19 protein-coding genes are annotated in these 20,650 nt (G+C 56.2%); 12 read left to right on the forward strand and 7 right to left on the reverse strand.

Annotated features, from left to right (window positions below; genetic code table 11):
- Nucleotides 1-78 precede the first annotated feature (78 nt).
- The gene (locus RZA33_RS08815; RefSeq protein WP_317507486.1) at nucleotides 79-1,290 is read left to right on the forward strand and encodes an NnrS family protein; all 1,212 of its coding nucleotides are present in this window, start codon (nucleotides 79-81) and stop codon (nucleotides 1,288-1,290) included.
- A gap of 72 nt (nucleotides 1,291-1,362) precedes the next feature.
- On the opposite strand, the gene RZA33_RS08820 is transcribed toward RZA33_RS08815, so the two are convergent.
- From RZA33_RS08820 to ubiU, 7 genes are all read right to left on the reverse strand, one after another.
- Complete coding sequence (locus tag RZA33_RS08820) at nucleotides 1,363-1,839, reverse strand: hypothetical protein (protein WP_317507487.1); 477 nt, start codon at nucleotides 1,837-1,839, stop codon at nucleotides 1,363-1,365.
- 128 nt (nucleotides 1,840-1,967) lie between these two features.
- Complete coding sequence (locus RZA33_RS08825) at nucleotides 1,968-2,414, reverse strand: Rrf2 family transcriptional regulator (protein ID WP_180091637.1); 447 nt, start codon at nucleotides 2,412-2,414, stop codon at nucleotides 1,968-1,970.
- A 119-nt stretch (nucleotides 2,415-2,533) separates the two neighbouring features.
- Nucleotides 2,534-3,283 (reverse strand): anaerobic ribonucleoside-triphosphate reductase activating protein, encoded by a 750-nt coding sequence (locus RZA33_RS08830; RefSeq protein WP_317507488.1) that lies wholly within the window; start codon nucleotides 3,281-3,283, stop codon nucleotides 2,534-2,536.
- Between the two features lie 66 nt (nucleotides 3,284-3,349).
- Nucleotides 3,350-3,514 carry an anaerobic ribonucleoside-triphosphate reductase gene (nrdD, locus tag RZA33_RS08835; RefSeq protein ID WP_317507489.1) on the reverse strand — a complete coding sequence of 55 codons (165 nt, stop codon included), beginning with the start codon at nucleotides 3,512-3,514 and terminating at the stop codon, nucleotides 3,350-3,352.
- Nucleotides 3,515-3,557: 43 nt separating this feature from the next.
- Nucleotides 3,558-5,300, reverse strand: coding sequence for a ribonucleoside triphosphate reductase (locus RZA33_RS08840; protein ID WP_317507490.1), 1,743 nt, complete (start codon nucleotides 5,298-5,300; stop codon nucleotides 3,558-3,560).
- A 145-nt stretch (nucleotides 5,301-5,445) separates the two neighbouring features.
- Nucleotides 5,446-6,393, reverse strand: coding sequence for a U32 family peptidase (locus tag RZA33_RS08845; RefSeq protein WP_317507491.1), 948 nt, complete (start codon nucleotides 6,391-6,393; stop codon nucleotides 5,446-5,448).
- A gap of 9 nt (nucleotides 6,394-6,402) precedes the next feature.
- Nucleotides 6,403-7,398 carry a ubiquinone anaerobic biosynthesis protein UbiU gene (ubiU, locus tag RZA33_RS08850; RefSeq protein WP_317507492.1) on the reverse strand — a complete coding sequence of 332 codons (996 nt, stop codon included), beginning with the start codon at nucleotides 7,396-7,398 and terminating at the stop codon, nucleotides 6,403-6,405.
- Nucleotides 7,399-7,639: 241 nt separating this feature from the next.
- Between ubiU and hemN the strand changes: the two genes are divergently transcribed.
- From hemN to RZA33_RS08905, 11 genes are all read left to right on the forward strand, one after another.
- Nucleotides 7,640-9,025 carry an oxygen-independent coproporphyrinogen III oxidase gene (hemN, locus tag RZA33_RS08855; RefSeq protein ID WP_317507493.1) on the forward strand — a complete coding sequence of 462 codons (1,386 nt, stop codon included), beginning with the start codon at nucleotides 7,640-7,642 and terminating at the stop codon, nucleotides 9,023-9,025.
- Between the two features lie 174 nt (nucleotides 9,026-9,199).
- Complete coding sequence (locus RZA33_RS08860; RefSeq protein ID WP_317507494.1) at nucleotides 9,200-12,982, forward strand: nitrate reductase subunit alpha; 3,783 nt, start codon at nucleotides 9,200-9,202, stop codon at nucleotides 12,980-12,982.
- Nucleotides 12,979-14,541, forward strand: coding sequence for a nitrate reductase subunit beta (narH, locus tag RZA33_RS08865; protein WP_317507495.1), 1,563 nt, complete (start codon nucleotides 12,979-12,981; stop codon nucleotides 14,539-14,541). Before RZA33_RS08860 ends, narH begins: the two co-directional genes overlap by 4 nt.
- Nucleotides 14,534-15,343 (forward strand): nitrate reductase molybdenum cofactor assembly chaperone, encoded by an 810-nt coding sequence (gene narJ / locus RZA33_RS08870; protein WP_317507496.1) that lies wholly within the window; start codon nucleotides 14,534-14,536, stop codon nucleotides 15,341-15,343. Before narH ends, narJ begins: the two co-directional genes overlap by 8 nt.
- A 13-nt stretch (nucleotides 15,344-15,356) precedes the next feature.
- Complete coding sequence (gene narI / locus RZA33_RS08875) at nucleotides 15,357-16,049, forward strand: respiratory nitrate reductase subunit gamma (RefSeq protein WP_317507497.1); 693 nt, start codon at nucleotides 15,357-15,359, stop codon at nucleotides 16,047-16,049.
- A gap of 39 nt (nucleotides 16,050-16,088) precedes the next feature.
- Nucleotides 16,089-16,910: a peptidylprolyl isomerase gene (locus RZA33_RS08880; RefSeq protein ID WP_317507498.1), complete on the forward strand. Its 822-nt coding sequence runs from the start codon at nucleotides 16,089-16,091 to the stop codon at nucleotides 16,908-16,910.
- 35 nt (nucleotides 16,911-16,945) lie between these two features.
- Nucleotides 16,946-17,518, forward strand: coding sequence for a molybdenum cofactor biosynthesis protein B (gene moaB / locus RZA33_RS08885; RefSeq protein ID WP_317507499.1), 573 nt, complete (start codon nucleotides 16,946-16,948; stop codon nucleotides 17,516-17,518).
- The gene (glp, locus tag RZA33_RS08890; protein ID WP_317507500.1) at nucleotides 17,515-18,777 is read left to right on the forward strand and encodes a gephyrin-like molybdotransferase Glp; all 1,263 of its coding nucleotides are present in this window, start codon (nucleotides 17,515-17,517) and stop codon (nucleotides 18,775-18,777) included. The genes moaB and glp overlap by 4 nt, the downstream gene beginning before the upstream one ends.
- Before the next feature lie 51 nt (nucleotides 18,778-18,828).
- Nucleotides 18,829-19,233 (forward strand): putative zinc-binding protein, encoded by a 405-nt coding sequence (locus tag RZA33_RS08895; protein WP_317507501.1) that lies wholly within the window; start codon nucleotides 18,829-18,831, stop codon nucleotides 19,231-19,233.
- Between the two features lie 752 nt (nucleotides 19,234-19,985).
- On the forward strand, nucleotides 19,986-20,309 hold the full coding sequence (locus tag RZA33_RS08900; RefSeq protein WP_317507502.1) for a type II toxin-antitoxin system RelE/ParE family toxin: 324 nt from the start codon (nucleotides 19,986-19,988) through the stop codon (nucleotides 20,307-20,309).
- Between the two features lie 26 nt (nucleotides 20,310-20,335).
- Nucleotides 20,336-20,629 (forward strand): helix-turn-helix domain-containing protein, encoded by a 294-nt coding sequence (locus RZA33_RS08905; RefSeq protein WP_317507503.1) that lies wholly within the window; start codon nucleotides 20,336-20,338, stop codon nucleotides 20,627-20,629.
- The last annotated feature ends 21 nt before the right edge of the window (nucleotides 20,630-20,650 follow it).

Genomic DNA, 20,650 nt, shown 5'->3' on the forward strand with positions numbered 1-20,650 from the left:
TTATTGATGCTTGTCATGGTTTTTGTTGTTGGCCTGACGCACAATGCATATCCAAGTAAATCAGTGGGGTATTAAGCTATGTCGACGATCACCTCCTCCCAACCGGCCTCTAAGCTCAAGCAACTACCGTTGTTGCGTCTGGCTTTTCGGCCTTTTTTCCTGTTGGCCGCGCTGTTCAGTATCGCCTCTCTCCTGGTTTGGTTAGCCTTTTGGCATGGCAATATTCTGCTGCGCCCGTATGGTGGTTTGGTGTTCTGGCATCAGCATGAAATGCTGTTTGGCTTTGCCGCGGCGGTGGTGGGGGGGTTTTTGCTTACCGCTGTGCGTAACTGGACCGGGTTGCCGAGTTTAAATGGCGGGCCTTTACTGGGCCTGGTGGTATTATGGTTATTGGGTAGGGTGCTGATGGCTTTTCCCATGGATTTGCCAGGATGGCTGCTGCTGGCGGTTGACCTTGCATTTCTGCCAGTGGTCGCCATTGTTATGGCGCGTCTGGTCATTACCGCAAAGCGTTGGCGCAACTTGATCTTTATACCCGTGCTGTTGCTGTTTGCCGTTGCTAACCTAGCGATGCACTTAGGAGTGATACAGGGTGACGCCGAGTTAATTCGCCAAGCTGCCTACTTAGCCGTGCTGTTAATCACACTGATGATGACCGTCGTTGGCGGGCGGGTGATTGCCATGTTTACCGCCAACCGTTTGGGACGAACCAAACCTGACCCTATTCCTTTACTCGAAGGAGTAACGCTGGTAAGTACGGCTGGCGTTGTCGTGCTGCAGCTGGTCATCATGCTGGGGGTTGCCATTCCTGCTGTATTAATGGGGGGAGTGATGCTCTTAGCGGCGTTGGCCAATATTGTTCGCATGGCGCGCTGGGGTGGGCTGCATAGCTGGCGCGAACCTTTACTTTGGGGGCTGCACGGCAGCTACGCCTGTATTCCGCTAGGGCTTATCATGTGGGTCTTGGCACTCATGGGGCTGATGCGCGTTGAACTTGCCGTGCACGCCCTCACCATCGGGGGCATGGGCACCATGATGCTGGCCATGATGGCCAGAGTTTCACTAGGTCATACGGGCCGCCCCATACGCACTTTGCCAGGTATTGGTGTGGCGCTAGGCTTAATGCTAATAGCCGCCTTAGTGCGCTCACCCGTTTTGGCGTTATTTCCCCAGATCACCCACTGGATCTACACGCTGAGCATCATTTTCTGGTGCGTGGCCTACGCAATATTCTTAATGCACTACACCTGGCCGTTGATGCAGGCGAGAGTCGACGGTCAGGATGGCTGAACGAATAATAGATGGCGCTTGCATCCGTCCGGATGCAGGCGTATTAAAACCATTGAGGTATTCAAACGCTCATTAGCGATCAGCCAGGGTGACCCGTGTACCGCCAAAGGCAAGGCTTCGCGGGTTGGCTATCGGGCGGTTGTTGGTGAGATGGGTAATGCCTACCCCGCAACGGCCCACCATCCAGATCAAGCAGGCAGTAAAATAGAGATAGCCTAGTGCCCAGGGGGCTACTGCGGGTAGCCCGATCCAGCCCATTAGATGCCAAATAGCAGTGAACAGTACCCCGCCTAATAGCCCTAGCCAGAACGTTCGAATCTGAAACTGCAGATGGGAAGCGACCCATTCCTCGGCGTCGTTTTTTTTCATATGGGCGATGAGCGCCCCGATGGGAGCAGTCACGACAGCCAACACGCTACCCAGAAAGAGCATATACACAATGATAGCTACGCCGCGCCCGCGACATTTCTTAAAGCTATTAGGTGCGTCTGTAGTTAGTGACGCCTCAGATTGAGCAACGGAGGGCATGGATGGAGGAGTGATAGCCATAGACAACCTCATTGGACAAAGTGGAGATCATTAATAGTGAGCTTAAAGTGTATCTATAATGCATTTATTGTAGTGCAGCTAGGGAGGGCTTTCCTGTCTGACATCGATAGGCTTGTTTCTAGTGATCGTCAGGTGTTGACGGTGGGTATACGCATTAATCCCGCCAGCTGCGGGTAACGGTTGGTCAACACATCTGCCAGGGTATAACGGTCAAGTACCGCCAGGAACGCTGTCAATGCTTCGTTTAAGATGGGCCGTAGCCGACATGAGGGTGTGATAATGCAGCTATTGTCGCTATGAAAGCACTCGACTAACTCCATGCCATGTTCCATTTCGCGCACAAGCTGGCCCAGCACGATAGTCGCAGGGTCACGTGTGAGCAGTAAGCCGCCATTCTTACCTCGGATAGCAGTAACGTAGTTCTTCTGACTAAGCTCTTGAACGACTTTCATCAAATGATTGCGGGAGATATCAAAGGTCTCTGCGATCTCATTGATGGTAGAGCGTTCTTCTCCTTTTACGGCAAGAAAGATCAATACGCGTATTGAATAATCGGTGAATCGGGTGAGATGCATGGAGTGCGCTGTGCTCCGATAGTAGCCAATCTATAAAACAAACATGTTGTATGAATGTTCAGTAAGTTGCAATAAGAACATAGGTGTACTAATGCTAAGCTGGGTCAAGAAAGACAGCGTTAGTGTCTTAGCTCAAGCTGCTCAAAGTGCGGTTTCAAACGGTTGATCAGTGCGCTCATCTGAACTGTAGATGGAATATCGGCAACTCGCTGAGAGTAGGTGGGGTCAAGACATTGCTCGCTGCGAGCCAGCTGTAGCGCGTAGTGGCGTACACCGCAGTCGGCAAGGGTTAGCGCCAGGCGTTCCACGTCGCCAAGCTGAAAATCTTGCCAGTGGATGGTGGTGCGGCACTCGAAGCTGACCCCGCTTTCAATTATGGCCCCCAAACTGCGGGCATGCAGCTGCCACATGCCGGGGCGGCCACAGATACGGTCAAATGCTTTTCCACGCCCTTTAACATCCAATCCCACCCAGTCAAGGTCCGGCAGTAGCCGCGTTAGGCGTTCAGGATAAACGCCGGCGGTATGCAGCCCTACCTTAAAGCCCATGGCTTTTACTTGCTTAATCGCCGCTGGCAAACCGGTATTCAGGGTTGGCTCTCCACCGCTGAAAACCACGGCTTCCAGCAGGCCTTGGCGAGTGGCCAGGAATTCCAGCACCGCCTGCCACTCATGAAGCTCGCCTCGTCGCGGCGCGATCATGGTGGGATTGTGGCAGTAGCCGCACAGTAGCGGGCAGCCTTGTAAAAAGACAACGCACGCCAGATGATCGGGATAGTCCAGGGTCGTTATGGGGACAAGGCCGGCAATAGGCAGCCGAACCGTGGCAGTTTCATTGCTGGCATCGTCAAGGGTCGTTATAAGCGACATAGTGATAACCCTGCTGGGTGCCTATTGCCGGGCACCCAGCCGTGGTGAAAAAGAAGGGAATGTCAGCTACTGAGAGGCGGCGCCTTCGGCAAAATGGCGGCGTTCCTGGTGTTCGGCACGCTTGCCGATATTGAACTGGCTCACTGGCCGGTGGTAACCCATGACGCGGGTCCAGACTTCGCAGCGCTGGCGCTGTTCAGTGGGCAAGTTAGCATATTGAGTGGTTTGCATTTGTGTGCTCCTTTTATGTGTTGATAAAACTGAGGCAATAGCCTCATGCAGTGGCGATGTAGGTTGCGTTCGCCGTTTGCGCCCAGAGTACTTCATCGCACTTGGGGCAGAACTCGTGTTCACCGGACAGGTAGCCATGTACCGGGCAGATCGAAAAGGTCGGCGTCACTGTGAGGTAGGGTAAGCGAAAGTGAGAAAGTGCCGTTTTTACAAGCTTGCGGCAGGCCGAGGCCGAGGTAATCCGTTCGCGCATATAGAGGTGCAGTACCGTGCCGCCGGTATAGCGCGTCTGTAAGGGATCCTGGTGGCTAAGTGCCTCAAAGGGATCATCGGTATGGCCTACCGGCAATTGACTGGAATTGGTGTAATAGGGCGCCTCGGGTGTGCCAGCCTGGAGAATGGCAGGAAAACGGGCCAGATCCTCCCGCGCAAAACGGTGAGTCGTGCCTTCCGCCGGTGTGGCTTCGAGGTTGTACATATGGCCGGTCTGTTCTTGAAATTCGCGCATTCGCTCGCGGACGTGGTCAAGCAGATCAAGCGCCAGCTGTAGCCCCTCTGAATCGGCGATATCGCAGCGATCTCCAGTAAAGTTGCGCACCATTTCGTTGAGCCCATTCACTCCTAGGGTGGAGAAATGATTGCGCAGCGTGCCCAGATAACGCTGGGTAAAGGGGTAGAGCCCCTGATCTATCAGTTGCTGAATGCGCTCGCGCTTGAGTTCGAGGCTATCGCGCCCGAGCGACATTAGGCGATCCAGCTCGCTGAGCAGCCCGGCCCGGTCGCCGGCGAAGCGGTAGCCCAGCCGGGCGCAATTGATCGTTACTACCCCCAGCGATCCGGTTTGCTCCGCGCTACCGAACAGACCGTTGCCGCGTTTGAGCAGTTCACTCAAATCAAGCTGCAGGCGGCAGCACATGGAACGCACCATGTGAGGTTCCAGATCCGAATTTAGAAAGTTCTGAAAGTAGGGCAGGCCGTACTTGGCGGTCAGTGCGAAGAGCCGCTCGGCGTTGTCGCTTTCCCAGTCGAAATCATGAGTGATGTTATAAGTGGGTATAGGGAAGGTGAACACACGCCCGTGGCGATCCCCGGCCTCCATGACTTCCAAATAGGCCCGGTTGATTAGGTCCATTTCAACCTGCAGCTCACCGTAGCTGAACGGCTGCTCCTCGCCGCCGATAACCGGCACCTGCTGGCGCAAGTCGTTGGGGCAGACCCAGTCGAAGGTCAAGTTGGTGAAAGGTGTCTGACTACCCCAGCGCGACGGCACGTTGAGATTGTAAATAAACTCCTGTATCGCCTGCTTTACCTGGGCGTATGAAAGGCCATCCTTACGCACGTAGGGTGCCAGATAGGTATCGAAAGAACTGAAGGCTTGTGCCCCGGCCCACTCGTTCTGCAGGGTGCCGAGAAAGTTGACCATTTGCCCCAGGGCACTGGAAAGGTGGCGGGGTGGATGGCTTTCGGCGCGCCCCGGCACCCCATTGAATCCTTCATGCAGCAAAGTACGCAGCGACCAGCCGGCGCAATAGCCGCACAGCATATCCAGGTCGTGAATATGCAAATCACCTTCTCGATGGGCTTCCCCCACGGCGTGTGGATAAATTTCATCGAGCCAGTAATTAGCGATCAACTTGCCCGATACATTGAGTATCAAACCACCCAATGAGTAGCCCTGGTTGGCATTGGCATGAACACGCCAGTCGGCGCGTTGGAGGTACTCGTTGACCGTTGAGGCGACGTCAATATGATGCTTTGCTACCTGAACACTGGTGGAGTCTTTCACCTAATTCACCTATATATGTACACATTTATTAAAATAAATACTATATGTTGTGTTTTAGGATAAGCGTTCAGGATTTTCAAAGAATGACCCAGATCAAAAGCGATGAAGAAAAATAGTAAGGCGTGGTGGCGCTTAGGCTATTGCTTTAGTCGATCATCGTGCGGGTATTATCCATACCCGGTCGGCCGTACCAGTAACCGTCGCAGATGTCGGCCTCCACCAATGCCAACGGGTCGGGAGCAGGCAACCTACCGTGTCGGGCCTGATCGAAGGCGTTGGCTACCTCGGCCATGCCTTCCGCTCTTGGGCTGAGACGCGCCACTGCCACCCCCATATCCGCCATGACCGTCAGTTCATGGCGCAGATCCTGGCAGGCGCTGGAAAGGGTTTGAATACCGTTCAGGGTAAAAACATCCCGGGACTCTTGTGAACGTAGCACCAAGCCTTCGGGGTATTTTTGGCAGACGAACTTGCAGCGGTCTTTGGGTGTTTGGTGACGCCGGGCGGTAAAACAGCGTGACGACCAGGCCAAGGGGAGATGCCCGTAGGCGAATACTTCGCATGGGTGGGGAATGCCTGCCTGGTGGCAATCGTGAATAAGCTTGGCTAAGTCTTGCTGTGACATTTCCACCGGCGCTTGCCAACGCCGCATGCCGGCACGGGCCATAACGCCCAGTGTCGCCGGGTTGTAAAGGTTGAGCGCAGCACCGGCGATGAACGGCAGTCCGGCACTGGAGAGGCGTTGCAGGGCACTCTGATCATTGGCCTCGACAATAAAGTCACCGTTATCGCAGAGCTTGCGCAGGTCACGCAGGTCGGCCTCAGACTCGATCAGTGTCTGGCTGGCGAGTACAACCTGCTTGCCCGCCTGGGCAAGCTCGCGCCCAATGCCTACCCAGTCGTCCAATTTCATGTCGCGACGCCTGGAGCAGACGGTTTCGCCTAAGGTGATAATCTCTACCGGCCAGTCGGCTGCTTCACGGTAGAACGCCTCATAGCGCTCTCGCGTCCAGTAAAAAAGAACCGGCCCGAGGGAAAGCTGTAGAGGATCGCTGGACGAGATCGGTTGTTGGGGCAGTGTGGTGCTCGACATTGTTAGCTCCTATTTCCAGCGCCGTTCATAGGCGCCCAAGGTGGTAATGGCGCCTTCGGAAAGCTCGGCAAGGCCGGACATCCAGGCAGCTTCTGGATGAAAGCGTTCAGGCTCAGTCGCTAGGCGGTTGAGCGCCTGACGCCAAATACTGGCTACTTTCGAGACATAGGCAGGGCTGCGCTGGCGACCTTCAATTTTGACCGCACTGATGCCCAGGTCGCGCAGCTCCGGCAATAGCTCCAGGGTATTGAGGCTGGTGGGTTCTTCGATGGCGTGGTAAGTCTCACCCGCTACCTCGAAGCGACCCTTGCATAGGGTGGGGTAGCCAGCGCGCTCGCCTTCGGCGTAGCGGTCGATAAGCACATTGTTTAGGCGCGATTCTAAGCCTTGCGGAGTCTCTTCCCAGCGCACGTGGGCTGCCGGCGAGCAGACGCCCCGGGTATTGGGCGATTCGCCGGTCAGGTAGGAGGAGAGATAGCAGCGTCCTTCGGCCATGATGCACAGACTGCCGAAAGCGAACACTTCCAGCTCTACCGGTGTTTGCTTGGCCAGGTCGCGTACCTGAGTGATTGACAGCACCCGTGGCAGCACGGCGCGCTTGATGCCGAAATGCTGGCGGTAAAAGCGTAGCGCTTCATGGCTAGTCGCCGAACCCTGCACTGAAAGGTGCCGCGAGATCTCGGGGTGATGGCGAGTAGCGTAGTCGAGCAGCCCCATATCGGCGAGAATCAGCGCATCCACGCCCAGTTCGGCGGCCTGATCCACGGCCCGAGTCCAGTGTTGCCAGCCATCGGGCTGGGGGTAGGTATTAATAGCGCAAAAAACGCGTTTGCCATGTCGGTGGACGTAATCGATCCCCTCCCGGGCACGTTTGTCGGTAAAGTTTAGCCCGGCGAATTGCCGTGCGTTGGTGATGTTCTGGAAACCGAAATAGACAGCGTCGGCACCTTCATCGACGGCGCGCTTTAAGGCGGGCAGGTTACCAGCGGGACATACAAGCTCCATAGCGAGACTCCTTACGGGGAAAGTCCGAGCATTTTAGTCACCTATTTTTTATTGGCTTTTGACACAGGTCATATCGGAGTGGCTTTCAAAAGAGGATAACGCTGCCGAGTAGGCAAGCTGGATGCAGGCAGTTTTTAAAACGTATATTGTATGAATATTAACCAATGCTTGCTGTGCCCACTTCCAGAGTTCTTTTTCAGAGACCTCTTTTAGAGCCCCTTTTCAGAGACCTATTTCGATCATGCAAGATGAACTGCTCTTCAATCGCCCCCTGGTAGAGAAATATGACCGCCCAGGCCCGCGGTACACTTCTTATCCCACCGCGCCCCAATTTCATGCGGCGTTTGCCGAGGATGACTACCGTAGCGCTGCCGAGCGCAGTAACCGGGCCGCAGCACCCAAGCCGCTTTCGGTCTATGTGCATATCCCGTTCTGCAAGAGCCTGTGCTATTACTGCGCCTGCAACAAAATCATTACTCATAATACCGAGCGAGCCGCCGAATACCTCCAGTGGCTAAAACAGGAGATACGTGTTCAGGGGGCGCTATTCGATACCTCCCGGCGAATGACCCAACTACACCTGGGCGGTGGCACCCCAACCTACTTAAGCAACGCCCAGCTAAGCGAACTGATGACGGCGCTGGACGAAGCCTTTCACTTCGCCGCACCTGAAGAGCGTGAATTCTCGCTGGAGGTAGACCCCCGCACCGTGACCCCCGAACAGGTGTACGAGCTCTACACGCTGGGCTTCAATCGGTTGAGCTTCGGGGTTCAGGACTTCGATCACGATGTGCAGCAAGCGGTCAACCGCGTCCAGAGTGAAGAGCAGGTGGTATCCCTGGTCAAGGCTGCCCGCGAGGCGGGGTTTGAATCGGTCAGCGTTGACCTGATCTACGGTTTACCGCTGCAGACGGTGGCGAGTTTCGATACGACGCTAACCAAGATTATTGACCTGCAACCGGATCGCATTGCCGCTTATAGCTACGCTCATCTGCCCGAACTGTTTAAAGCTCAGCGGCTAATTCGCCCCGAAGACATGCCGCCACCCGAGCGCAAGCTGGAGCTGCTGGAGCTTACGATTAACCGCCTGACGGCCGCAGGGTATGTCTACATCGGCATGGATCACTTCGCCCTTCCGAATGACGAGCTGAGCCTGGCCCGTGAAAATGGCACTCTGCAGCGCAACTTCCAGGGTTACTCTACCCACGCCGACTGCGACATGATTGGGCTGGGCATTACTTCGATTGGCAAGGTGGGCGATACCTACAGCCAGAACGTCAAGGAAACTGCCCAGTATCAGCATCGTTTGGATGAAGGGCGTTTACCGGTCTTCCGTGGCTATCGCCTTAGCGATGACGACCGCCTGCGTCGCGATGTCATCAATACGCTGATGTGTCACGGCCGACTTGAATTTGCCGCTATCGAGGCCCGGCACAATATCGATTTTCGCAGCTACTTCGCGAGTGCCTTGGCGAGCCTCGAAGAGATGGCTGACGACGGGTTAGTTGCTTTGCGCGACCATGACATCGAGGTGCTGCCTTCAGGGAGATTGATGATCCGCAACCTGGCCATGGCGTTCGACGCCTACCTGAAACCAACAGAAAACCGTTATTCGCGCACGGTGTGATTTCAACAGCGCCAACCGTCTATTCCTTTACGTTCGCCGCTCTATCACCTTGGGGGTAGACAGGGTGTATATGGAGGTAATCACGCAGTAATTCGCTTGTCGATCACGCAGAATCCACTCCATGGAACCCGCACTGACGGGTATGCAAATTTCCGAGGAGCCTGGAGATCGACCATGAGTCACTTCATAGATCGGCTGAATTTCTTCCGCAAGTCCCGCGAGCCTTTTGCCAACGAACACGGCGAACTACGCAGCGAATCCCGCCAGTGGGAAGATAGTTATCGTGCCCGCTGGCAGCACGACAAAGTAGTACGCAGCACCCATGGGGTGAACTGCACCGGCTCCTGTAGCTGGAAGATCTACGTTAAGAACGGCTTAGTTACCTGGGAAACCCAGCAGACTGACTACCCGCGTACCCGTCCCGACCTGCCTAACCATGAACCGCGTGGCTGCCCGCGCGGTGCCAGCTATTCCTGGTATCTGTACAGCGCCAATCGCCTGAAGTACCCATTAGTGCGCAAGCCGCTGCTGGCGCTATGGCGCGAAGCGCTCAAGGCTAACCCAGACCCGGTAGACGCCTGGGCGTCTATTGTCGAAGACCCCGCCAAGACCAAACAGTACAAGCGTGCTCGCGGCATGGGTGGTTTTGTTCGCGGTAACTGGGACGAACTCAACGAGCTGGTCGCTGCCTCTAACGTTTACACCGCCAAGCAGTACGGTCCTGACCGCATTCTCGGCTTCTCGCCGATTCCTGCCATGTCCATGGTCAGCTACGCCGCGGGTAGCCGCTACCTCTCGCTGATTGGCGGCGTCTGCATGAGCTTCTACGACTGGTACTGCGACTTGCCGCCGGCCTCGCCGATGACCTGGGGCGAGCAGACCGACGTTCCCGAGTCCGCTGACTGGTACAACGCCGGCTACATTATCGCCTGGGGCTCCAACGTGCCCCAGACGCGTACCCCGGATGCCCACTTCTTTACCGAAGTACGTTACAAGGGCACCAAGACGGTTTCGATCACTCCGGATTATGCCGAAGTCTCCAAACTGACCGACGAATGGCTGTCCGCCAAGCAGGGCACCGATGCCGCCCTGGCGATGGCCATGGGCCATGTCATCCTCAAAGAGTTCCACCTCGATAACCCGAGTGCTTACTTCACTGACTATGTGCGGCGCTATACCGACATGCCGTTCCTGGTGGAACTAGAAGTGCGTGAAGATGGCAGCTTCGCCCCTGGCCGCCAACTGCGTGCCAGTGATTTTGATGCTGCCCTGGGCCAGGAAAACAATCCCGAGTGGAAAACCGTTGCCTGGGACGAAACCCGCGACCAGCTGGTGGTGCCACGTGGATCGATCGGCTTCCGCTGGGGTGAAACTGGCGACGAAGTAGGCAAGTGGAACCTGGAGTCGCTGGATGCCGCAGGCACTGAAATCAAGCCATTACTCAGTTTGGTCAACCACCACGATAGCGTCGCACGCGTAGCGTTTCCCTACTTCGGTGGCATTGAACATGAACACTTCGAACACGTCAAAGGGGCCGGTGTTGGCGCCGCCGATGACCTGCTGTTCCACAACCTGCCCGCCAAACGTTTGAAGAGAGCCGATGGCAGCGAAATGCTGGCGGTCACCGTTTTTGATCTGATGTGTGCCAACTACGGTATCGACCGTGGCTTTGTCGGCGACGGCGAAGATGATGGCGCGACCTCGTTTGATCAGATTCGTCCCTATACCCCCGCGTGGCAGGAGAAAATCACCGGTGTCCCAGCAGAGCAGTGCACCCGCATTGCCCGTGAATTTGCCGACAACGCCAATAAAACCAACGGCCGTAGCATGATCATCGTCGGTGCCGGTATGAACCACTGGTACCACATGGATATGAACTACCGCGGCCTGATTAACATGCTGGTCATGTGCGGTTGTATCGGTCAGAGCGGTGGCGGCTGGGCCCACTATGTTGGTCAGGAAAAACTGCGCCCGCAGACTGGCTGGACGCCGCTAGCCTTTGGCCTCGACTGGCAGCGTCCGCCGCGTCATATGAACTCTACTTCCTTCTTCTATAGTCACTCCTCCCAGTGGCGCTACGAGAAGCTGGAGATTAAAGAAATTCTTTCGCCGTTGGCCAAGGCGGAAGATTACCCCGGTAGCCTGATTGACTTTAACGTGCGTGCTGAGCGCATGGGCTGGCTACCGTCAGCACCTCAACTTGACACTAACCCGCTACGCCTGGCGAAAAAAGCCGAAGCCGCGGGTATGTCGACAGCCGACTATGCGGTTCAGCAGCTCAAGAGCGGTGAACTGCGCTTTGCAGCGGAAGACCCGGATGCGCCAGAGAACTTCCCGCGCAATATGTTCATCTGGCGCTCCAACCTGCTAGGTAGTTCCGGTAAGGGCCATGAGTACATGCTCAAGTACCTGCTGGGTACTCGCCACGGTATTCAGGGTAAAGATCTGGGCGACTTCGGCGGCCAGAAGCCCGAAGAAGTGATATGGCGTGACGAGGCGCCGGAAGGCAAGCTCGACCTGCTGGTGACGCTGGATTTCCGTATGTCCACCACCTGCCTCTACTCGGATATCGTGCTGCCGACGGCGACCTGGTATGAGAAGGACGACCTTAACACTTCTGATATGCACCCCTTTATTCACCCCTTGACTGCCGCCACCGACCCGGCCTGGGAATCGCGCAGCGACTGGGATATTTACAAGGGTATTGCCAAAGCATTCTCCAAGGTGTGTGTAGGCCACCTGGGCGAAGAGACCGACCTGGTCACGCTGCCGATGCAGCACGACTCGCCAGGAGAGTTGGCTCAACCGGCGGTGATGGATTGGAAGAAGGGCGAGTGTGCGCCGATTCCCGGCAAGACCATGCCATCGCTGATTGAGGTCAAGCGCAACTATCCCGAAACCTATGAGCGCTTCACCTCCGTAGGGCCGCTGCTGGAAAGCATCGGTAACGGCGGCAAGGGCATCGCTTGGAATACCGATGCTGAAGTCGAGCTGCTAGGTAAACTCAATCATCGCAAGCTGGATGGCCCGCATAAAGGGCGTCCATTGATCGACAGCGCTATCGATGCCGCCGAGATGATTCTGACCCTGGCACCGGAAACCAATGGCGCCGTGGCAGTAAAAGCGTGGGATGCGCTCTCCAAAATTACCGGACGCGACCACACCCACCTGGCGAGGCCCAAGCAGGAGGAGAAGATCCGCTTCCGCGATGTTGTCGCTCAGCCGCGCAAGATTATCTCCAGCCCGACCTGGTCTGGCCTCGAGGATGAGCATGTCTCCTATAACGCCGGTTACACCAACGTTCATGAGCTGATCCCTTGGCGCACCGTGAGTGGTCGTCAGCAGTTCTATCAGGATCATGCCTGGATGCGCGCTTTCGGCGAAAGCCTGCTGGTCTATCGCCCACCCATCGACACCAAGGCGGCCAAAGGCTTCACGCTGCCTGCCGACAACGGCTTCAAGAGCAAGGCGCTGAACTTCCTCACACCGCACCAGAAGTGGGGCATCCACTCCACTTACTCGGACAACCTGCTGATGTTGACGCTTAACCGAGGCGGCCCGGTGGTATGGCTTTCCGAGGCAGATGCCGCGGAAATCGAGATCGAGGACAACGACTGGATTGAGGTTTACAACGCCAATGGTTCGATTGCCGCACGGGCCGTGGTCAGCCAGCGTGTCAAGGCGGGCATGGTGATGATGTACCACGCTCAGGAGCGCAACGTGAACGTCCCCGGCTCTGAGATCACCGGCACGCGGGGGGGTATTCACAACTCGGTCACCCGTGTCTGCCCCAAGCCCACCCATATGATCGGCGGCTACGCGCAGCTCTCTTATAGTTTTAATTATTACGGCACCGTCGGCTCAAATCGCGATGAGTTCGTGTTGGTACGCAAGATGAAACACGTTGACTGGCTGGATGGTGAAGGCAATGACAGCGTTCAGGAGGCCGTGAAATGAAGATTCGTTCCCAGGTAGGCATGGTTCTCAACCTTGATAAGTGTATCGGTTGCCACACCTGTTCGGTGACCTGCAAAAATGTCTGGACCAGTCGCGAAGGTATGGAGTACGCCTGGTTCAACAACGTCGAGACCAAACCCGGTATTGGCTATCCCAAAGAGTGGGAGAACCAGGCTAAATGGAAGGGCGGTTGGATGCGCCGCACCGACGGCCGCATTGAGCCGCGCATCGGCGGCAAGTGGCGGGTGCTGGCGAACATCTTCGCCAACCCCGACCTGCCCGAGATGGACGACTACTACGAGCCGTACACCTTCGACTACCAACACCTGCATACCGCCAAGATCGGTGAGCACCAGCCGGTGGCGCGCCCACGCTCGCTGATTTCCGGCAAGCGCATGAAAAAGATCGAGTGGGGCCCGAACTGGGAAGAGATCCTGGGCACCGAGTTCGCCAAGCGCCGTAAAGACGCCAACTTCGATAAGGTCCAGGCGGATATCTACGGCCAGTTCGAAAACACCTTCATGATGTACCTGCCGCGCCTGTGCGAGCACTGCTTGAACCCCACCTGCGTGGCGTCCTGCCCCAGCGGTGCGATCTACAAGCGGGAAGAGGATGGCATCGTACTAATCGACCAGGACAAATGCCGTGGCTGGCGGATGTGTATCTCCGGCTGCCCCTACAAGAAGATCTACTACAACTGGAAAAGCGGTAAGTCCGAAAAATGCATCTTCTGCTACCCGCGTATCGAGGCCGGTCAGCCGACCATCTGCTCCGAGACCTGTGTGGGCCGGATTCGCTACCTCGGTGTGCTGTTGTATGACGCCGACCGCATTGAGGAAGTGGCCAGTTCACCCGACGAGCGTGACCTCTACCACCGCCAGTGCGAGATTTTCCTTGATCCGCATGACCCTGAAGTGATTGCCCAGGCCAAGCGGGATGGTGTCCAGGATAACGTCATCAAAGCCGCCCAGGCCTCCCCGGTCTACAAGATGGCTATCGACTGGGGATTGGCGCTGCCGCTGCACCCGGAATACCGCACGCTGCCGATGGTGTGGTACGTGCCGCCGCTGTCGCCGATTCAATCCGCCGCGGAAGCGGGACATGTGGAATTCGACGGCATCCTGCCCAAGATCGAATCGCTGCGTATTCCAGTCAAGTACCTAGCCAACCTGCTAACCGCCGGCGAAGAGGAGCCCGTCGTGCTGGCACTCAAGCGCTTAATGGCAATGCGCGTTTACATGCGCGGCAAGCATGTGGATGGCGCCCCTAATGCCGAGGTGCTCGACGCCGTAGGGCTGAGCGTAGCCCAGGTGGAAGAAATGTACCGCTACCTGGCGATTGCCAACTACGAGGATCGCTTCGTGATCCCCACCAGCCATCGCGAAATGGCGACCGAAGCCTTCCCGGAACGGGGAGGATGCGGCTTTACCTTTGGTGATGGTTGCCATGGTGAGAGCCAGCCCAACCTGTTTAACGGCCGTAAGCAGACCAGCGTATTGGTAAAACCGGTAGAGGTCTTCGACCCGCAGCCACAACTTGAGGAGTCACGTCATGACTGAAGCCGCTATTCAATTGTCTGTCTCAGCCGCTCCGGTAGAGGCGTCGTTCGAGCCAGCACAAGACATGCGTAGCCTGCGTGTACTGGCCCGCTTGCTCGATTACCCAACTCAGGAACTGCAGGATGCCTGCGGCGAACTCATCGAAATCCTCAATGCTGAGAGTCGCCTGGGCGCGGGCCTCAAGTTGTCACTAATGGAGTGGTGCCAACGCCTTCATGAGGGTGAATTGCTTGAGCTGCAGGCCGAGTACGTTGCCATGTTCGATAAGGGGCGCGCTACGTCGCTGCTGCTATTCGAGCACGTTCACGGCGAGTCTCGCGATCGTGGCCAGGCCATGGTTGATCTTATGGCCGAGTACAGCGCGGCCGGTTTCGAACTGGATGCTCGCGAGCTTCCCGACCATCTGCCGGTGTTCCTTGAATACCTTTCGATGTGCGAAGAAACCGAGATCGGCCGCTGGCTGGGCGAAATACGCCATATCCTGGCGCTGCTCACCGCGCGGCTGGAGGAGCGGGGAGCCGATCACGCCTTGGTGCCGCTGTCGCTCTTGGCGTTGATCGGTGCCGAGGGCGATGTCGAAGAGCATCGGCCACAGGTCAAAAAAGAAGCGCCCGACAACACACCTGAAGCATTGGACGCTGTATGGGAAGAAGAAGCGGTGCGCTTCTCGGCGACTTCCGACGAAGATTGCGCGCTGCAGTCCGCCGAAGGCCGTCGTCTTGCCGAGCGCAAGAATACCGTTAAGAGCGAGGCCGTTCGCATTATGAGCGCCACCTCACCAACCTCTTCTGCCAATCGTTAATAGGAGAACCGCTATGTACGACGCGATTGCGCACTATTTCACCCATCTGATCTACGGTTACTACCCCTATCTGGCGGGCACGGTGTTTCTGCTGGGTAGTCTGCTCCGTTTCGATCATGGTCAATACACCTGGAAGACCGGTTCCAGCCAGATGCTGTCATCGAAGAACATGCGCCTGGGCAGCAACCTTTTTCACATCGGTATTATCGTGATTTTCTTCGGCCACCTGGTGGGTATGCTCACGCCGCACTGGGTCTACGCGCCGTTCCTGCATGCCGGTACTAAACAGTTGATAGCCATCGTGGTGGGCGGAATTGCCGGTGCCATGTGTCTGGTGGGCGGTGCCATGCTGCTACATCGGCGCATCTTTAATCCGCGGGTACGTCAATCCTCCAGCCTGATGGATACCTTAATTCTGGGGATGATCGTGTTTCAGGCGGGCCTGGGGATGGTCACTATTATCTTCTCGCTGGGGCATATGGACGGCGAAATGATGCTGACGCTCTCCAGCTGGGCGCAGTCGATTGTCTTCTTCAGTGGCGGCGCGGCGGATTACATGCAGGAAGTGTCGTGGATCTACAAGGTCCATATCTTCCTCGGCCTGACCATCATTCTGTTGTTCCCCTTCTCGCGCTTGGTGCATGTGTGGAGCGTACCGTTTGGCTATGTTACCCGGCGGTATCAGCTTGTTCGCCGGCGCGCCTAAACACTTGCTGTGCTCGACTATGCAAAGAGGAGAAATAACATGCAGATGATTGATATCGAACAGCTACCCGGGGGCGCAGCCGCGCCGCTGGTACGCGTCGGCGACGCCTGTATCGATGAAGCAACGATTGCGTTAGAGATGCAGTATCACCCCGCCGAAACGGCGGGGGAGGCCCAGCTTCAGGCGGCCCGTGCCCTGGTGGTCAGGGAGCTGCTACGCCAGCGAGCTAACATGCTGGGTATGATGCCATCCCAGGATCCGACCGAAGCGCAGGAAGATACAGCAATTGCCGCCTTGCTCGAGCAGGAGCTTGAGGTGCCCGAACCGGGAGAAGCGGATTGCCAGCGCTTTTTTGACACCCACCGCGAGCGCTTCAGCGAACCGGCGCAGTTACGTGTTCGGCATATCCTACTTGCAGCCGCACCCGATGATTCCCAGGGCCGCGATGACGCGTACCAGCTTGGCGAAAAGCTGCTTAAAGAACTTACTTCCATACCCGAGCGGTTTGCCGAATTTGCTCAACACCATTCCGCGTGCCCTTCAAAAGAGATGGATGGTGATTTGGGCTGGCTAGTGTCAGGCCAGACCGTTCCTGAGCTGGATCGCGCTTTGCAGCACTTGCCTGAAGGTCTTCACGAGCGCCCCTTGGCGTCTCGCTATGGCTGGCATGTAGTGAGTATTGACGAACGGCGTGAAGGTCGGGCGCTACCTTTCGATCAGGTGGCCGACCGAGTGCGTCACAGCCTGCGGGAACAGGCGACGCGGCGCGCGCTGCGTCACTATTTGCTGGCGTTAGAGAGCGACATAGGCGTCGAAGGGATTGTTTTGGATGACGATGCTGGCGGCAGCTTGATGCAATAGCTTGAAACAATAGCAAAGCTAATAGGAGAGGCTTGATGTCCCATGTTCCTGTAGATGCTCTTTTCACTCCGCTTGGTATTGCGGTGCTAACGGTGTCCGATACGCGTGGCTTCGATGAAGATGGCAGCGGTGACCTGCTCGTTCAACACCTAAGCGCGAGCGGCCATAGCTTGGTAGAACGACGCATCGTTTCTGATGATATTTACCAAGTGCGCGCCGTGGTTTCGGAGTGGATCGCGCGAACAGATATCCAGGCGATTCTGGTTAATGGCGGCACTGGCTTTACGGTTCGCGATACCACCCCTGAGGCGCTGACACCCCTGTTCGACAAGGCAATCGAGGGGTACGGCGAGCTGTTTCGGTACTACTCGCTGAAGACCATCGGTACGGCAACGATTCAGTCTCGTGCCCTAGCGGGAGTGGCCAATCGAACGCTGATCTTCGCCATGCCCGGCTCGCCCAAGGCGTGCAGCATGGCATGGGAGCGGATTATTGCCTTGCAGCTTGATGCCCGCACCCGGCCATGTAACTTCGCGGCGATGGTATTGACTGAAGCCCCCGGCTGCGCCAGCCGTCAGGTGACTACTGGATTGGGAGCTACTGTATGAACTGCCAGTGTGGCGAGATAGTAACGCCCGGCTTGCTGGACGTGTTTGAGGCGCGCCAATGGCTTATCGACGCCGGCATGCCGCTTAATGCAGTAGAAGAAGTTACCCTTGAACAAGCGGCTGGGCGAGTATTGGCTGAAACAGTGGTTGCACCACTTGATATGCCGGGGGTAGATAACAGCGCCATGGATGGCTACGCGCTGCGTCTGGCCGACTACCAAGCTACTCCTGGCGGTGAAGGGCTGCCGGTTCTGCAGCGCATACCCGCCGGGGCGGGGATATTGCTGTTACCCACGGGAGGCTGCGCACGTATTTTTACCGGCGCGCCGGTACCCATGGGGGCGGATATTGTAGTACCTCAAGAGCGGGTAACCCTTGATCAGCGCGGGCATATACACATCGAGGGTAGCTTGGTGGTCGGCGCTAACATTCGCCGCCAGGGCGAGGAGACCCGCATGGGAACCCCGCTACTCACTGCAGGTACGTTTCTTGATGCCGCGTCGATTGCACTGCTGGCAAGCCATGGAATCAACACGGTTACCGTCAATCGACGCGTTCGAGTAGCGCTACTTTCCACCGGCGATGAGCTGATTGCCCCAGGTACTGTGCGATCTCCGGGGCAGGTGTACGACAGCAACCGCACCATGCTTAACGTACTGCTAGCGAAGGCTCAATGTGATGTTTTGGATCTGGGCGTCATCGCCGACTCGCCGCAACCGTTGCACCAGGCGTTTGACCATGCTCAAACCGCTGCTGACCTAGTGATATGCACCGGCGGTGTTTCTGTCGGCGAGGAGGATTACGTACGCCCGGTAATCGAGCAACGTGGCGGGCTGTATTTTCATGGTGTCGCCATGAAACCAGGAAAACCCTTTGCATTTGGCTACCTAGATGCAGCCTCTTCTTCGTCCACGCCATTAATCGCGCTACCGGGTAACCCGGTGGCTTCTTTGGTGGGCTGGCAACTGTTGGCGCTGCCATTTATTCACGCCATGCAAGGCAGGCGCCCGGCTGCTTTACAGCGCTATACCGTCAAATCAGGATTTGATCAGCGTGGCCCCCGGGGGCGCTGCGAGTTGCTAAGGGTGATGCTGGATTGGTCCAATGGGGCACCGGTCGCGCAATTAGCGGGCGGGCAGGGCTCGCACATGCTCAGCGCGGCGAGTCAGGCCCACGGTTATCTGATGGTTAATCCTGACACCGACGTGATAGAAGGGAGCTCATACCCCTATTACCCGATCAGTCAGTTCGACGCTTGAAAATATGTAGTTATCGCGGCCGCTGACGTCGTTTGTTTTATAGGAGAGGGTATGTCTTCACATCATAAACCCCGCGCACTGATTTATGCCTGCTCCGGCTGCTCTGATGTTGCGCAACTGGCCAATAGTGTTGCCCTGCGTCTTGATCATGCAGGAGAGGCAGAAATGTCGTGTATTGCGGGTGTAGGCGGTGGTGTGCCTGGTCTGGTACGCATTGCCCGATCCGGGCGGCCTATCGTAGCCATTGATGGGTGTCAGATGCATTGCGCCAGCCACTGTCTCGCCAAAGCGGATGTGATGCCCACTGAGCACGTAAAGCTGTATGAAAAAGGACTGCGCAAGCGAAGAGGGCAATTTTATGATGAGGAAACCATTGCAAAGGTCTCCGCCGAGGTGAAAGGGCTGATTGCTCGGCTGCCCCTTAACGCTAGTTCCCCGGTAGAGGAGCACGAATGAGTGTCTTCCTTAGTTTGCTGATACCTGAAGACATTTAAAAAAATGAGCGCGGTGTGGGCACAGAGCCTTTTGGAATGGCAGCCAACAAAAAAGGCAGATCAGTAAATAACTGATCTGCCTTTCGAAATATTGGTAGCGGGAGACCGGATTTGAACCGATGACCTTCGGGTTATGAGCCGGATTGATTTGATTTCCTTAGCATTGCTTTATTTGTTGTTATTTATCCAAAGTGGCCGCTATATAAGGGTTTTTGTCGGTTTTTGAAATGCTGTCTAGGTGATTTAAGGTCAATTTCGCACGCTAAAGAGTGTCACAAAATAAAATGTAAAATTTACAGCATAAATGACCGTTAGGCTGCTGCTGAGGCCGCCAGCGGGTTAGCCGGACTCTGAAACCGGCGAGACTGGCATCATAGGTTTTGTCAGAACGGATTGTTTGGTATGCCAGTTCCCGTGAGATGGCGCTGGGCGGATGTTCCAATTGTCGGGCGATGGTCCGGATTTAGTAGTGAACCCGCATCTGCATGATGGTGGCTCGGTCTTCAGTAGAGAGGTCGCAATAGCAGCGAGTCGTGGCAAAACCATACCGGAGGGTCAGATATTGAATTTGGTCATTGAGACTGCCAACCCAGGTGCGAATAGTCAACGGCATCATATTGGTGATACGGCGACAGTGAAAGCAGCTTGAAGCATTCGATTAATGAGCTTATTATATCTGAACTGATATAAATTTATGGCAGTCAAGGAGCCAGCGTGGCGCGCAAGAAACCTGTTGCATTCGTTGGAGACTCGAAGGATCGGCTGCGCGACTTCTCTCTGGATGCCAAGCGAGAAGCGGGATTTCAGATAGACAAGATTCAGGCTGGAGGCCAGCCGGACGATTTCCGCCCAATGCCAAGCGTTGGCCCTGGTGTCATGGAAATCCGCATTCGGGAACACAACGGCGCCTTTCGGATCTTCTACGTGGCCAACCGGGGCGACGCGGTATTTGTGCTCCACTGCTTCCAGAAGAAAACCCAGCAGACTGCTAAAAAAGATATCGACTTGGGCAAGCAGCGATACAAGGAGCTGCCCTGAGCCCAACCACCAAGCGAGGTTAGAAAATGGCCATCGAGTATTACGACAGTGTGTGGGACGCCATCGAGGACACTCCTGAAGAGGCGCTGAACATGCGGCTGCGCTCCGAGCTCATGGCGAGGATTGCTGGCCGTGTAAGGGAGTGGGATATTACTCAGAAAGAGGCTGCACATCGCCTGGGGATCACCCAACCCCGCCTCAACGACTTGCTGAACGGCCGTATTAATAAGTTCAGTCTCGATGCTTTGGTCAACCTGACGGGGCCAGCTAACTTCCATCTCGAACTGGAGATTGAAGACGAGAAGGAAGTAGCCGCCTGAGAGTGACCAGATAAACTGGGT

Origin of the sequence: Halovibrio sp. HP20-59, from assembly GCF_033052795.2 — a bacterium.
Taxonomy (GTDB): domain Bacteria; phylum Pseudomonadota; class Gammaproteobacteria; order Pseudomonadales; family Halomonadaceae; genus Vreelandella.

Coding starts and splice junctions, on each gene's coding strand:
- RZA33_RS08815 (WP_317507486.1), top strand. CDS start 79: ATGTCGACGATCACCTCCTCCCAACCGGCCTCTAAGCTCAAGCAACTA.
- RZA33_RS08820 (WP_317507487.1), bottom strand. CDS start 1,839: ATGGCTATCACTCCTCCATCCATGCCCTCCGTTGCTCAATCTGAGGCG.
- RZA33_RS08825 (WP_180091637.1), bottom strand. CDS start 2,414: ATGCATCTCACCCGATTCACCGATTATTCAATACGCGTATTGATCTTT.
- RZA33_RS08830 (WP_317507488.1), bottom strand. CDS start 3,283: ATGTCGCTTATAACGACCCTTGACGATGCCAGCAATGAAACTGCCACG.
- nrdD (WP_317507489.1), bottom strand. CDS start 3,514: ATGCAAACCACTCAATATGCTAACTTGCCCACTGAACAGCGCCAGCGC.
- RZA33_RS08845 (WP_317507491.1), bottom strand. CDS start 6,393: ATGTCGAGCACCACACTGCCCCAACAACCGATCTCGTCCAGCGATCCT.
- ubiU (WP_317507492.1), bottom strand. CDS start 7,398: ATGGAGCTTGTATGTCCCGCTGGTAACCTGCCCGCCTTAAAGCGCGCC.
- hemN (WP_317507493.1), top strand. CDS start 7,640: ATGCAAGATGAACTGCTCTTCAATCGCCCCCTGGTAGAGAAATATGAC.
- RZA33_RS08860 (WP_317507494.1), top strand. CDS start 9,200: ATGAGTCACTTCATAGATCGGCTGAATTTCTTCCGCAAGTCCCGCGAG.
- narH (WP_317507495.1), top strand. CDS start 12,979: ATGAAGATTCGTTCCCAGGTAGGCATGGTTCTCAACCTTGATAAGTGT.
- narJ (WP_317507496.1), top strand. CDS start 14,534: ATGACTGAAGCCGCTATTCAATTGTCTGTCTCAGCCGCTCCGGTAGAG.
- narI (WP_317507497.1), top strand. CDS start 15,357: ATGTACGACGCGATTGCGCACTATTTCACCCATCTGATCTACGGTTAC.
- RZA33_RS08880 (WP_317507498.1), top strand. CDS start 16,089: ATGCAGATGATTGATATCGAACAGCTACCCGGGGGCGCAGCCGCGCCG.
- moaB (WP_317507499.1), top strand. CDS start 16,946: ATGTCCCATGTTCCTGTAGATGCTCTTTTCACTCCGCTTGGTATTGCG.
- glp (WP_317507500.1), top strand. CDS start 17,515: ATGAACTGCCAGTGTGGCGAGATAGTAACGCCCGGCTTGCTGGACGTG.
- RZA33_RS08895 (WP_317507501.1), top strand. CDS start 18,829: ATGTCTTCACATCATAAACCCCGCGCACTGATTTATGCCTGCTCCGGC.
- RZA33_RS08905 (WP_317507503.1), top strand. CDS start 20,336: ATGGCCATCGAGTATTACGACAGTGTGTGGGACGCCATCGAGGACACT.